The organism is Burkholderia thailandensis E264 (assembly GCF_000012365.1).
Taxonomy (GTDB): domain Bacteria; phylum Pseudomonadota; class Gammaproteobacteria; order Burkholderiales; family Burkholderiaceae; genus Burkholderia; species Burkholderia thailandensis.
Genome location: NC_007651.1, coordinates 204,742 through 217,612 on the forward strand (window position 1 = coordinate 204,742; position 12,871 = coordinate 217,612).

Here is a 12,871-nt window from a genome sequence, read left to right on the forward strand (position 1 = left end):
GCGCAGGAAATCCGCTAAAGCGTCGCCACTTCGGGCCTCTGGAAGCTGGCTACGTGAACTTCAACCGTAACCACAACAGGAGCCTGAGAACGTGGCAAACGATTATCTCTTTACGTCCGAATCCGTTTCCGAAGGCCATCCGGACAAGGTCGCGGACCAAATCTCCGACGCGATCCTCGACGCAATCCTCGCGCAAGACAAGTATTCCCGAGTCGCGGCCGAAACGCTGTGCAACACCGGCCTCGTCGTGCTCGCAGGCGAAATCACGACCACGGCGAACATCGACTACATCCAGATCGCGCGCGACACGATCAAGCGCATCGGCTACGACAACACCGATTACGGCATCGATTACCGCGGCTGCGCGGTGCTCGTCGCGTATGACAAGCAGTCGCCCGACATCGCGCAAGGCGTCGACCGCGCGCACGACAACAACCTCGATCAGGGCGCGGGCGACCAGGGCCTGATGTTCGGCTACGCGTGCGACGAAACGCCCGAGCTGATGCCGCTGCCGATCCACCTGTCGCACCGGCTCGTCGAGCGCCAGGCGAACCTGCGCCGCGACGGCCGCCTGCCGTGGCTGCGTCCGGACGCGAAGTCGCAGGTGACGGTGCGCTACGTCGACGGCAAGCCGCACTCGATCGACACCGTCGTGCTGTCGACGCAGCATGCGCCGGACATCGATCTGCCCGCGCTGCGCGAAGCGGTGATCGAGGAGATCATCAAGCCGACGCTGCCCGCCGACCTGATCAAGGGCGACATCAAGTTCCTCGTGAACCCGACCGGCCGCTTCGTGATCGGTGGCCCGCAAGGCGATTGCGGGCTGACCGGCCGCAAGATCATCGTCGACACCTACGGCGGCGCAGCGCCGCACGGCGGCGGCGCGTTCTCGGGCAAGGACCCGTCGAAGGTCGACCGCTCGGCCGCCTACGCGGGCCGCTACGTCGCGAAGAACATCGTCGCCGCAGGCCTTGCGTCGCGCGCGCTGATCCAGGTGTCGTACGCGATCGGCGTCGCCGAGCCGACCTCGGTGATGGTCAACACGTTCGGCACGGGCCGCGTGTCCGACGAGACGATCACGAAGCTCGTGCGCGAGCACTTCGACCTGCGTCCGAAGGGCATCATCCAGATGCTCGACCTGCTGCGCCCGATCTACGAGAAGACCGCCGCTTACGGCCACTTCGGCCGCGAAGAGCCGGAATTCTCGTGGGAAGCCGCCGACAAGGCGCTCGCGCTCGCCGAAGCGGCGGGCGTCGAGCCGGCCGTGCAAGTCGCCTGACGCACGTTCGCGACAGCAAACAAAAACCCCGGTTTAGGCCGGGGTTTTTTATTGTCGGTTGCGCTTCGGGGAAGGCCGCTCGCGCTGCACGCCGATGTGGTCCGCGTCGGCGGCCCGCATGAGTGCGGTGCGCGGCGCAGCGCGGCGAAATGCCGCGCGCGGGCCGTGCGTTCAGCGCGCGGCGAACACGAACCAGCCGGTGCTCGCCGCGAGACGGCGCGGCCGGTTGATCCGGCGCGGCGCGACGCTTGCGCGATGCAGCGACGGCGCGCGCAGCCGCAGCGACGGCTTCTGCAGCAGCGAGCGCAGCGCGGTGCGCCGCGCCGCGGCATGGGCGCTCATCAGCGACAGGAACGCGTGCAGCCATGCGCGCAGGCCATCGAGCCGCGGCGGGTGCTGGCGAGCGCGCTCGGCGAGCACGCTCGCGCGCGCGCTGTGGTGGCGCAACGCACGCACGATCCGGTGCGGCGCCGACGGCGCGCTCTTCGGGGTGCGGTGAAGACGGGAAGTCAGACGGAAAGGCATGACGAAGGTAATTCGCTCGTAGTGTGGCCCCTTTCGGGGCGCGAATGTCAAAACGGCCGTTGTGCGGCAAGGGTCGAACCCATCGTACCGAAAGCGTCGGTGCGCCGCTGCCCGCGAGAACTAGCAGGTATGTCGAGACTACAGGGGCTTCGTGACGCCAGGAAGTCGCGCTAACCCTTGTGCGTCGGGCATGCCGCATTGGAGCCGCCGAAGTTAGTGGCGCGTGCGCGCCCGACAGTTCCTTTGCGTTACATCAAATTCGCGGCGACGATCGCGCGCCGTTTTTCGCTCCGCGGCATTGTCGCGAGCATGTCGCGCAGGTCCGCTTTACAATCGATCGTTGATAACAATCATGTCGATCCTCCCATGTCCTCCTTGCACCCGGAGTTGATTCACACGCAGGTCCAGACGCTGCGCGAGCGCGGCTTCGTCGTCGCGCCGGGGCTCGTCGCGCCCGAGCGGTGCGCGCAACTGAAGGCGATCGCCGAGCGGCAACTGCACGAGGCCGTGCCGCCGCTCGAATTCGAAGCCGACCTGCGCTATCCGGGCGCGCCCGAATCGCGCCATGCGCCGGGCGGTCATACCGTGCGGCGGCTGCTCGACGCGTACGCGCGCGACGCGGCGTTCGCCGAGCGCGCGACCGCGCCGGAGATCGGCGCATGGATGCGCGCGTACTTCGGCGAACCCCCGGTGCTCTCGCGCGCGCATCACAACTGCGTGATGACGAAGCATCCGGCGTACGGCAGCCTGACCGGCTGGCACCGCGACGTGCGCTATTGGTCGTTCAAGCGTGCGGACCTCGTGTCCGTGTGGCTCGCGCTCGGGACGGAGACGAACGACAACGGCGCGCTGTGGCTCGTGCCGGGCTCGCATGATGCGGAATTCGGGCCGGAGAGTTTCGACGAGGCGAAGTTCTTCCGCAGCGACGTGCCGGCGAACCGGCAGTTGATCGAGCAGGCGGTGTGCCCGGAACTCGCGCCGGGCGATGTCGTGTTCTTCCACTGCAACACGCTGCATTCGGCGGGGCAGAACCGCAGCGACCAGGTGAAATTCTCGCTCGTGTTCACGTATCACGGTGACAGCAATCGGCCGGTGCCGGGCTCGCGCTCGGCGTCGAAGCCGGAGGTGCGGTTCTAGTCTGGCGAGCGCTTCGCGGCGGGGCGCGGCGCGATTCACGATCGCAGTGCGTCGTGCGTCGTGCGTCGCCCGGCGCGGGATTGCCGTGCGCGGCCTTGCATCGCGCAAACCGCCGATGACCGGACGAAGCGGGCGGCACACGCATGTGTGCCGCCCGCTTGGTTTTTTGGGGCGAGCCGACGAGCGGGCGCGCGTCAGCGCTTGCCGCTCGGCATCGACAGGCCGATCAGCCCGACGAGCGTCGCGACGACGCCGCCCGCGATCAGCATGATCGTCTTCGTCGAAGGCGATCCGGTGAAGAAGCGTGCGACGCCGTCGTTGATCGAATGGAACGACTGGCCGCCGAAATACAGCAGCACGACGCCGCCGACGATGAGCGCAACGGAAATCGCTCGAGTCATGAAGATCCTCGCTGAAACGGATGATGGAGACGCCGCAGTGTAGGGGAGCGCCGCCGCCGCGTCCATCGAGGCACGGCATCGCTGCACGATTCGCGACGGTTGGCTAACATGGTCCGCTGGGGGTACGTCCGGCCGGCGCGCATCCGGCCTCGTTCAACGTCTCGACGGGAATTCAGATGACCTACGAAGCAGCTTCGGAACGCTATGCGGACATGCAGTATCGCGTAAGCGGCAAATCCGGACTCAAACTGCCGGCGCTCTCGCTCGGCTTGTGGCACAACTTCGGCGACACGACGCCGATCTCGACGCAGCGCGAGATCCTGCGCACCGCGTTCGATCTCGGCATCACGCACTTCGATCTCGCGAACAACTACGGGCCGCCGTACGGCAGCGCCGAAACGAATTTCGGCCGGCTGCTGCGCGAGGATTTCAGGCCGTACCGCGATGAGCTGCTGATCTCGACGAAGGCCGGCTGGGACATGTGGCCTGGCCCGTACGGCAGCGGCGGCGGCTCGCGCAAGTACGTGCTCGCGAGCCTCGACCAGAGCCTGCAGCGCATGGGGCTCGACTACGTCGACATCTTCTACTCGCATCGCTTCGACGCGCACACGCCGCTCGAGGAAACCGCGAGCGCGCTCGCGACGGCCGTGCAGCAGGGCAAGGCGCTGTACGTCGGGGTTTCGTCGTACTCGGCGGCGAAGACGCGCGAGATCGCGAAGCTGCTCGCCGAATACAAGGTGCCGCTGCTGATTCACCAGCCCGCGTACAACCTGCTCAACCGCTGGATCGAGCGCGAGCTGCTCGACGCGCTCGACGAGACGGGCTCCGGCTGCATCGCGTTCACGCCGCTCGCGCAGGGGCTCTTGACGTCGAAGTATCTGAACGGCGTGCCGGCCGATGCCCGGATCAACAAGCCCGGCGGCGGATCGCTGAAGGAGGGGCACCTGAGCGCGGAGAACCTCGAGCACGTGCGCAAGCTGAACGAGATCGCGCAGCGGCGCGGCCAGAGCCTCGCGCAAATGGCGCTCGCGTGGGTGCTGCGCGATTCGCGCGTGACGTCCGCGCTGATCGGCGCGAGCCGCGCGCAGCAGGTGCGCGAGAACGTCGCGGCGCTCGCCAATCTGTCGTTCAGCAACGACGAGATCGCCGAGATCGACCGCTATGCGACGGAAGGTGGGATCAATCTGTGGGAAAAGCCGTCCACCGATCAGGCGCTCTGATCGGTCGCGATCCTGGCGACGCGCGTGCCGCCCGCTTTCGGCCCGCCGAAAGCGGCGCCGGCCGATGCGCGGGGCGCGCGCGGCGGCTAGATCAGCGCGGGCAGCCCTTCGACCAGCAGCACGGCGACCGCCACGCCGAGCATCGCGCCGAGCACGCGCAACACGTTGTGGCGGAATTCGGTCGCGCACGGGACCGCGCCGAGGAACAGCGCGCCGGCGAGTGCCATCGGGATCAGCAGAATGAAGTCGGCGATCGTGAAATAGGTCGACATGCGTGTCTCCTTTCTTATCCGACCGGCAGCGTGCGGGAGGGCCGGTTGTTTCGAGTATAGGTAACGGGCGGCGGTTTTGGGTTATCCGAAGCTTTGTAGCGCGACGAAAACGCGCGGATCGCGCGGTTTGGCGCGAACAATCCGACGAAACGCTTTCGGTTTTTCTTTCCGGTCGCTTTCTTGCACTGCATTGCAGTGCAGTGAACAACGCGCCCGCATGTTGCCGTGCGGGCGCGTCGTCCTCGCGTCGTCACCGTCAATCGCGCGCGGCGCGCCGGAACGCGAGCGCGAGGCCCGCGAGAATCGCGATCATGCCCGCGATCTCGACCGGCGCGAGACGATTGCCGAGCCACACGGCGTCCATCAGCGCGGTCACGACCGGCACGAGGTAGAAGAGGCTCGTCACGTTGACGAGATCGCCCTGCTGCATCAGCCGGTAGAACAGCAACTGCGCGAACACCGAGATCACGATGCCGAGCCACGCGAGCGGCAGCAAGAGCGACCAGCTTGCTTCGAACGCAATCGGCTCGAACGGCGCGATCAGCGCGCACAGTCCAAGGCCGAGCGCGTTCTGCAGCGGCAGCATGTCGATCGGCGCGGCGCGCACGCGTTTTTGCAGCAGCGCGCCCGCCGTGATCGCGAGCAATGCGCCGAGCGCGCATGAGGCGCCGGAAACCGGCGCGTCGCCGAGCGCGATGCTGCGACGAACGACGAGGCTCAGGCCGGTCAGCGCGAGCGCGAGGCCGGCGAGCCGCGCGCCCGATGCGCGGCGTTCGAGCACGACGAGCGTGAGGATCGGTTGCACGCCGAGTATCGTCGCGAGGATGCCGGGCGCGAGCCCGCGCTCGAGCGCGAGCAGATACAGGATCGAATAGCCGCCCGTGAGCAGCAGCCCCGTGGCGACCGTCGCGCGGCGCGCGCCGGGCGGCGGCAGCCAGCGGCGGCGCGCGAGCGACAGCACGAGCAGCACGAACGATGCGAGCGCAAAGCGCGCGATCAGGAAAGCGAATGCGCACGCATGCCGCAGGCCAAGTTCGGCGAAGATCGCTCCGCTGCTCCATAGCAGCACGAAAAGCGATGTCGCCCCATGCGCGGCGAGCGCGGGTTTGAGTGAGGCCATCTGAAATCCACCTGTCGATCGAATCGGAACGCTCCGGCCGCACGCGCACGCGAACACGCCGCGCGCGAAATGCGCGCAACGGTTCGATCAGCGGCGAACGGAGAGCGGGAGAGCTTGCGCGGCGTTTAGCCGAGCGCTGCCGGAGGAGGCGGCGCGCCGACGGGCGGCGCGGCAGGCGGACGATGCGCGCACGCGCGCGGCAGCCGTGCGATGGACGGCTTCGATACGGCGCGCGCGGGCAACGAGGGTTTCATCGCGAAACGTGCGAACGAAAATGCGGGAACGTCAAAGGTAGCGCATCGATGCGCGATCTGGCAACCGCTTCGGCCGCGAAGGCGACGGGCGATCGGCCGGCCGGTCGACCACGCGGAATCCGCGGGACGACGCGGGATCATGCCGCGCCGGCGCGCTCGCGCGCGCGCAGCCATACGGCCACGACGATGCCGAGCGCGAGCAGCGCGCCGACGAGCGCCGCGACGCCCGGCCAGCCGAGCGCGCTCCAGAAGCGTCCGCCGAGCGAGCCGACGACGCTCGAGCCGATGTAGTACGCAAGCAGGTAGAGCGCGGCCGCCTGCCCCTTGCCGTGCCGCGCGAGCCGGCCGACCCAGCCGCTCGCGACCGCGTGGCCCGCGAAGAAGCCGAACGTCACGCATGCGATGCCCGTCGCGATCGCGGCGACGGGATGCAGCAGCGTCAGCGCGACGCCCGCGAGCATCACGACGAGGCTCGCGATCAGCACGCGGCCGCGGCCGAGGGTATCGGCGAGCCTTCCCGACAGGGGCGACGCGACGACGCCCACCAGATAGACGACGAAGATCGCGCTGATCGTCGCCTGTCCCATCGAATACGGCGGCGCGAGCAGCCTATAGCCGAGGTAGTTGTAGAGCGTGACGAAGCTGCCCATCAGCACGAACGCCATCACGAACAGCGCGGGCAATTCGCGCTGCTTGCCGAGATGATGGGCGAGCGACGTGCGGTGATGTGCGAGGTTCAGGCCGCGGCGCGGCGTGAAGTGCCGCGACGGCGGCAGCAGCATGCGGAACGCGAGCATCGATGCGAGGCCGAGCACGCCGATCGCGCCGACCGCGATGCGCCACGAGAACAGGTCGGTGAGAATGCCGGTGATCACGCGCCCGGCCATTCCGCCGATCGCGGTGCCGCCGACATAGAGCCCCATCGCGAGCCCGAGGCCGTCCGGATGCACTTCCTCGGCGAGATACGCCATCGCGACCGCGGGCACGCCGCCGAGCGCGAGCCCCGTCAACGCGCGCAGGATCAGCAGTTGATGCCAGTGCGGCGCGAACGCGGCGGCGAGCGTGAGCAGCGACGACGCGGTGAGCGACGCCGTCATCAGCAGGTGGCGGCTCAACGCTTCGGAGACGAAGCCCGCGACGAACACGGCGGCGGCGAGCGCGGCGGTCGAGAACGACAGCGCGAGACTGCTTTGCGCGGGACTCACGCCGAATGCTTTCGAGAACTCGGGCAACAGGGGCTGCACGTAATAGAGCAGCGAGAACGTCGCGTAACCGGCGAACAGCAGCGCGACGCTCGCGTGCCAGTAGCTGCGTGAGCCGCGTTCGAGATACGGCGCGCACGAATCGGGCGACGCGCCTCGTGCGGCATGCGCCGGGCTCGGGCGGGCGCCGGCGGCGGGCGGCGGCGCGCCGGGTGATACAGTCACGCTGGTTCTCCATGCGAGGCAAACCTCAACGATACGCCGGTTGCCCGTTCGGCGTCGTTTCGTCAGACGACGCGTTGGCTTTTGGCCGCACTTCCGAGTGAATCGTCGGATGGCGGCCGAGCGCGCCGGGGTATGATGGAGCGACGCGCTGCCTCGAAATGTCTCGAAAGCGGCGCGGCGCAGCGGCGGAATCGACGCATCCCGCGAATGGGCGGCGCGTTTGTCGTCAGTTCGCGCTTTCGCGATTCCATGAACGAGGAACAATGGAATACGCGCGATTCGTCGCCTCACGGATGCGCAATTCGGGAATTTCCGGCCGGGCGGTACGCGGCCGGCTTTGAAAGCGGGGAAACATCATGCATGTCGGTTCGATTGTCTGCACCACCCACATCGCCGTGCCGAAGGGCGCGCGCGGCATCGTCCAGCGCATTCTGGGGGACATGGCGATGGTGACCTGGTACGCGGGCGTGCCGGGCGAATCCAAGGAGCTCAATACCGAGCCGTTCTTTCTCGAGGATCTGATCGACACCGGCGAATCCGTGCTCCCCGCGGGCGCGGCGCTGCACTGAGCGCTCGTCTTTCGGCTCCGTGCGCGGCACAATGCGGAGCATGAACGACGCCACTTCCGAATCCAACACAGCCGGCGCAAGCGCCGGCTTGCCTTTTGCAGGCCTCACGCCGGAGCGCGTGCTCGACGCGCTCGACAGCGTGCTGATTCCCGCCGGCTCGCGCACCGACGGGCGCCTGCTCGCGCTCAACAGCTACGAGAACCGCGTCTATCAGGCGGGCGTCGAGGACGGCGCGCCGATCGTCGCGAAGTTCTACCGTCCGCACCGCTGGTCGAACGAGGCGATTCTCGAAGAGCATGCGTTCGTCGCCGAACTGGCCGCGCGCGAGATTCCGGCCGTGCCGGCGCTCGCGTTCGACGGCCGCACGCTGCACGAGTTCGAGGGCTTTCGTTTCGCGATCTTCGAGCGGCGCGGCGGTCGCGCGCCGGAGCTCGACCGGCGCGACACGCTTGAATGGCTCGGCCGCTTCATCGGACGCATTCACGCGGTCGGCGCGTCGAAGCCTTACGCCGCGCGGCCGATGCTCGACATTCACACGTTCGGCTACGAGCCGCGCGATTTCCTGCTGTCGCACGACTTCGTGCCCGACGACGTTCGGCCTGCCTACGAAGCGGCGGTCACGCTTGCGCTGGAAGGCGTCGAGCGCGCGTACGAGCGCGCGGGCGACGTGCGGATGCTGCGCGCGCACGGCGACTGCCATCCGAGCAACGTGCTGTGGACCGACGCGGGCCCGCATTTCGTCGATTTCGACGATAGCCGGATGGCGCCCGCCGTGCAGGACCTGTGGCTGCTCCTGCCCGGCGACCGGCCGGGTGCGTCGCTCGCGCTCGCCGATCTGCTCGCGGGCTACGAGGACTTCTGCGAGTTCGATCCGCGCGAGCTGCATCTGATCGAGGCGCTGCGCACGCTGCGGCTCATTCATTACGCGGCGTGGCTCGCGCGCCGCTGGGAAGATCCGGCGTTCCCGGCGGCATTTCCGTGGTTCAACACGCATCGCTATTGGGAGGCGCGCGTGCTCGAATTGCGCGAACAGATCGGCGCGATGCAGGAAGGGCCGCTGTGGCCCGTGTGATGCGGCGCTCTGATCGCGAGCGCGCGCCGCTTCAACGGCTCGCCGCGAGCGATTTGCGCAGCACGTCCTTCAGCGCGGCGAACACCGGATTGTCGTTGTCCTTGCGATACGCGAGCGTCAGCTCGACGGGCTTCGCCGGCATCGTGCGCACCGGCCGGTAGACGACCCCTTCGAAGTGCAGCATCGACGCCGCCGCCGGAATCAGCGCGGCCCCGATGCCCGCGCGCACGAGCGCCAGCATCGAATGGATCTGGCTCACGTATTCGACGATGTCGGGCAGCACGTCCGTGCGCTCGAGCAGCCCGCTCACCAACTGGTGGAAATAGCGCGCCTCGTAGGGCGAATACATCAGGAGCGGCTTGCCTTCGCAATCGCGCAGCGTCGGGCGCTTCGGCCACGCGTCGGCGCTCGCCGCCGGCAGTGCGAGCACGAGCGCTTCGCGCATGCACGGCAGAGACGCGAGCTCGCCGTGCTCGACGGGCGGGCGCAGCAGCCCGACGTCGATCAGCCGCGCATCGAGCGCTTCGAGCTGCGCGCCGCTCACCATCTCCTTCAGCGTGAGGCGCACGTCGGGCGACGCGGCGCGCACCGCGCTCACGAGCGACGGCAACAGACCGTAGCCGACCGATGCGGTGAAGCCGATCGCGAGCGTGCCGGCCGCGCCCGTCGCGATACGGCGCGCGGTGGCCGCCGCCTCGTCGGCGAGCCGCAGAATGCGGGCCGCATCGGGCAGGAAGCCGCGGCCCGCCGCCGTCAGCTTCACCGAGCGGCTCGTGCGCTCGAGCAATTCGGTGCCGATCTGGTGTTCGAGCAGGCGCACTTGCCGGGACAGCGGCGGCTGCGTCATGTGCAAGCGCTCGGCCGCGCGCCCGAAGTGCAATTCCTCCGCGACGGCGACGAAACAGCGAAGCTGGCTGAGTTCGAACATTGATCCAAAATCTGTATTGATTAAGTCATTCGTTATCTTGGACTTGAATCGTTCACGGTGCAAGAATCCGCTCACCACTTGTCACGCCGCACCGGCACGAACGCTCATGTCACGCTATACGCCCACCGAATTCGCCCGCCAGATCGGCTCTGGCCTGCTGTCTTTCCCGGTCACGCATTTCAGGGCCGATCTGTCGTTCGACGAGGCCGCCTATCGCGCGAACCTCGGCTGGCTCTTCAGCCACGACGCCGCAGGCCTCTTCGCCGCAGGCGGCACGGGCGAGTTCTTCTCGCTCACGCCCGCCGAAGTCGATCGCGTCGTGCGCGCGGCCGTCGCCGAGACGGGCGGCCGGCTGCCCGTGATCGCGCCGGCGGGCTACGGCACCGCGATGGCGATCGACTATTGCAAGGCCGCCGAGGCGGCGGGCGCCGACGGCATCCTGCTGCTGCCGCCGTATCTGACGGAGGCGTCGGCGGACGGCGTCGCCGCGCACGTCGAGCAGGTCTGCCGCGCGACGCGCCTCGGCGTGATCGTCTACAACCGCGCGAACCAGGTGCTCGACGAAAACGCGCTCGCGCGCCTCGCCGAGCGCTGCCCGAACCTCGTCGGATTCAAGGACGGCGTCGGCGACATCGAGCTGATGACGCGCATCTACACGCGGCTCGGCGAGCGCTTCACCTACATCGGCGGCCTGCCGACTGCGGAGACGTTCGCGCTGCCGTACCTCACGCTCGGCGTGACGACGTACTCGTCGGCGATCTTCAACTTCGTGCCGCGCTTCGCGCTCGATTTCTACGCGGCCGTGCGCGCGCAGGACCACGCGAAGGTGTACGCGATGCTCGATCAGTTCGTTCTGCCGTACATCGCGCTGCGCAATCGCAAGCGCGGCTATGCCGTGTCGATCGTGAAGGCCGGGATGAGGGTGGTCGGACGCAGCGCAGGCCCCGTGCGTGCGCCGCTGACCGATCTGACGGGCGCGGAACTGGCCGAGTTGTCGGCGCTCGTCGCCCGGATCGCCGACGTCGCCGAGGCGCAAGCATGTCTGTGAGCGGCGAACTGATGCTGGGCGGCGAGCGCGTCGCGCCCGGCGAGCGCGCCGCCGTGCGCGCGACCGATCCGGCGACAGGCGCGACGCTCGAGCCGCCGTTCGCGCTCGCGACGCATGCGGACGTCGCACGCGCGTGCGAGCTGGCGGCCGCCTCGTTCGACGCGTACCGCGACACCGCCCCCGAGGCGCGCGCCGCGTTTCTCGAAGCGATCGCAACCGAGATCGAAGCGCTCGGCGACGCGCTGATCGAACGCGCGATCGCCGAAACCGCGTTGCCGCGCGCGCGCCTCGAAGGCGAGCGCGCGCGCACCTGCGGCCAATTGCGTTTGTTCGCGGCGGTCGTGCGCGCGGGCGATGCATTTGGCGCGCGCATCGATCCCGCGCTGCCCGAGCGCCGGCCGCTGCCGCGCGCCGATCTGCGGATGCGGCGCATCGCGCTCGGCCCCGTCGCGGTGTTCGGCGCGAGCAATTTCCCGCTCGCGTTCTCGGTCGCGGGCGGCGATACCGCGTCCGCGCTCGCGGCCGGCTGCCCGGTCGTCGTGAAGGCGCATCCCGCGCATCCGGGCACGTCCGAGCTCGTCGGCCGCGCGCTCGCCGCCGCGCTCGCGCGATGCGGGCTGCCGGCGGGCGTGTTCTCGCTCGTCCAGGCTGACAACGACGTCGCGCTCGCGCTCGTCGCCGATGCGCGCATCCAGGCGGTCGGCTTCACGGGCTCGCGCGCGGGCGGCCAGGCGCTGCTGCGCGTCGCGCAATCGCGTGCGCAGCCGATTCCGATGTATGGCGAACTGAGCGCGATCAACCCGGTGTTCCTGCTGCCCGACGCGCTCGCGCGGCGCGGCGGCGCGCTCGGCCGGCAATTCGTCGCGTCGCTCACGCTCGGCGCCGGGCAGTTCTGCACGAATCCCGGGCTGCTGCTCGCGATCGACGGGCCGGGCCTCGATGCGTTCTCGAACGCCGCCGCCGACGCGCTCGTCACGAGCGTCGCGCAGCCGATGCTGACGCCAGGCATTCACGCAGCGTACGTGCGCGGCGTCGAGCGTCTCGCGGACTCGGACCATGTGCGGTGCGTCGCGCGCGGCGAGGCGAGCGACCTGCCGAATCGCGGATGCGCCGGCCTGTTCGACACGGATGCGCGGCACTTCATCGCGCAGCCCGCGCTGCACGACGAGATCTTCGGCGCGACGGCGCTCCTCGTGCGCTGCCGCGACGCGGCCGAGCTGCGCGCGGTTGCCGAAATGCTCGACGGCCAGTTGACGGCGACCTTGCATCTCGACGACGGCGACGCGCCGCTCGCGCGCGCGCTGTTGCCGGTGCTTGAGCGCAAGGCGGGCCGCATCGTCGCGAACGGCTGGCCGACGGGCGTCGAAGTTTGTGACGCGATGGTGCATGGCGGCCCGTGGCCCGCGACGACGGATGCGCGCGCGACGTCGGTCGGCACCGCGGCGATCGAGCGCTTTCTGCGGCCCGTCTGCTATCAGGACCTGCCCGCCGGGCTGCTGCCGCCCGCGCTGCGGGACGACAACCCGCAGCGGCTGCGCCGCCTTGTCGACGGAAACTGGGTCTGATCGCGATGGTCTCGCGAAGCCGGGCCGCAGCGGGCCCGGCGCCGAAAGCTGAAA

At 68.9% G+C, this 12,871-nt stretch carries 14 protein-coding genes; 7 read left to right on the plus strand and 7 right to left on the minus strand.

The window, feature by feature from the left end; genetic code table 11:
* The first annotated feature begins 91 nt into the window (after window positions 1-91).
* Window positions 92-1,279 carry a methionine adenosyltransferase gene (gene metK, locus BTH_RS13085; RefSeq protein ID WP_009893546.1) on the plus strand — a complete coding sequence of 396 codons (1,188 nt, stop codon included), beginning with the start codon at window positions 92-94 and terminating at the stop codon, window positions 1,277-1,279.
* A 171-nt stretch (window positions 1,280-1,450) separates the two neighbouring features.
* Here the strand turns inward: metK and BTH_RS13090 are convergent, their stop codons facing one another.
* Window positions 1,451-1,804, minus strand: a complete 354-nt coding sequence (locus BTH_RS13090; RefSeq protein WP_019255180.1) for a hypothetical protein — start codon at window positions 1,802-1,804, stop codon at window positions 1,451-1,453.
* Window positions 1,805-2,047: 243 nt separating this feature from the next.
* Between BTH_RS13090 and BTH_RS13095 the strand changes: the two genes are divergently transcribed.
* The gene (locus BTH_RS13095; protein WP_025369663.1) at window positions 2,048-2,941 is read left to right on the plus strand and encodes a phytanoyl-CoA dioxygenase family protein; all 894 of its coding nucleotides are present in this window, start codon (window positions 2,048-2,050) and stop codon (window positions 2,939-2,941) included.
* Between the two features lie 194 nt (window positions 2,942-3,135).
* On the opposite strand, the gene BTH_RS13100 is transcribed toward BTH_RS13095, so the two are convergent.
* Complete coding sequence (locus tag BTH_RS13100) at window positions 3,136-3,342, minus strand: DUF3185 family protein (protein ID WP_004200222.1); 207 nt, start codon at window positions 3,340-3,342, stop codon at window positions 3,136-3,138.
* A gap of 176 nt (window positions 3,343-3,518) precedes the next feature.
* On the opposite strand from BTH_RS13100, the gene mgrA reads away from it, so the two are divergent.
* The gene (mgrA, locus tag BTH_RS13105) at window positions 3,519-4,562 is read left to right on the plus strand and encodes an L-glyceraldehyde 3-phosphate reductase (protein ID WP_009893542.1); all 1,044 of its coding nucleotides are present in this window, start codon (window positions 3,519-3,521) and stop codon (window positions 4,560-4,562) included.
* An 86-nt stretch (window positions 4,563-4,648) separates the two neighbouring features.
* Here mgrA and BTH_RS13110 read toward each other — a convergent pair whose 3' ends face one another.
* The 4 genes from BTH_RS13110 to BTH_RS13125 all read right to left on the minus strand — a co-directional run bounded on the left by BTH_RS13110 (window position 4,649) and on the right by BTH_RS13125 (window position 7,635).
* A complete protein-coding gene (locus BTH_RS13110; protein ID WP_004198960.1) occupies window positions 4,649-4,834 on the minus strand; it encodes a hypothetical protein in 186 nt (61 codons plus the stop codon).
* Window positions 4,835-5,090: 256 nt separating this feature from the next.
* Complete coding sequence (locus tag BTH_RS13115; RefSeq protein ID WP_009893540.1) at window positions 5,091-5,954, minus strand: DMT family transporter; 864 nt, start codon at window positions 5,952-5,954, stop codon at window positions 5,091-5,093.
* A gap of 125 nt (window positions 5,955-6,079) precedes the next feature.
* Window positions 6,080-6,349 (minus strand): hypothetical protein, encoded by a 270-nt coding sequence (locus BTH_RS35680; RefSeq protein WP_043037192.1) that lies wholly within the window; start codon window positions 6,347-6,349, stop codon window positions 6,080-6,082.
* On the minus strand, window positions 6,346-7,635 hold the full coding sequence (locus BTH_RS13125) for an MFS transporter (RefSeq protein WP_009893537.1): 1,290 nt from the start codon (window positions 7,633-7,635) through the stop codon (window positions 6,346-6,348). The genes BTH_RS35680 and BTH_RS13125 overlap by 4 nt, the downstream gene beginning before the upstream one ends.
* A gap of 356 nt (window positions 7,636-7,991) precedes the next feature.
* On the opposite strand from BTH_RS13125, the gene BTH_RS13130 reads away from it, so the two are divergent.
* On the plus strand, window positions 7,992-8,204 hold the full coding sequence (locus BTH_RS13130; RefSeq protein WP_004198969.1) for a hypothetical protein: 213 nt from the start codon (window positions 7,992-7,994) through the stop codon (window positions 8,202-8,204).
* A 40-nt stretch (window positions 8,205-8,244) separates the two neighbouring features.
* Entirely contained in the window at window positions 8,245-9,276 is a 1,032-nt protein-coding gene (locus BTH_RS13135; RefSeq protein WP_009908325.1) for a serine/threonine protein kinase, read from the plus strand.
* A gap of 31 nt (window positions 9,277-9,307) precedes the next feature.
* Here the strand turns inward: BTH_RS13135 and BTH_RS13140 are convergent, their stop codons facing one another.
* Complete coding sequence (locus BTH_RS13140) at window positions 9,308-10,204, minus strand: LysR substrate-binding domain-containing protein (RefSeq protein WP_009893532.1); 897 nt, start codon at window positions 10,202-10,204, stop codon at window positions 9,308-9,310.
* Between the two features lie 106 nt (window positions 10,205-10,310).
* On the opposite strand from BTH_RS13140, the gene kdgD reads away from it, so the two are divergent.
* Window positions 10,311-11,252 carry a 5-dehydro-4-deoxyglucarate dehydratase gene (gene kdgD / locus BTH_RS13145; RefSeq protein WP_009893530.1) on the plus strand — a complete coding sequence of 314 codons (942 nt, stop codon included), beginning with the start codon at window positions 10,311-10,313 and terminating at the stop codon, window positions 11,250-11,252.
* Window positions 11,243-12,817, plus strand: coding sequence for an aldehyde dehydrogenase (NADP(+)) (locus tag BTH_RS13150; RefSeq protein WP_011401689.1), 1,575 nt, complete (start codon window positions 11,243-11,245; stop codon window positions 12,815-12,817). Before kdgD ends, BTH_RS13150 begins: the two co-directional genes overlap by 10 nt.
* Window positions 12,818-12,871: the final 54 nt, after the last annotated feature.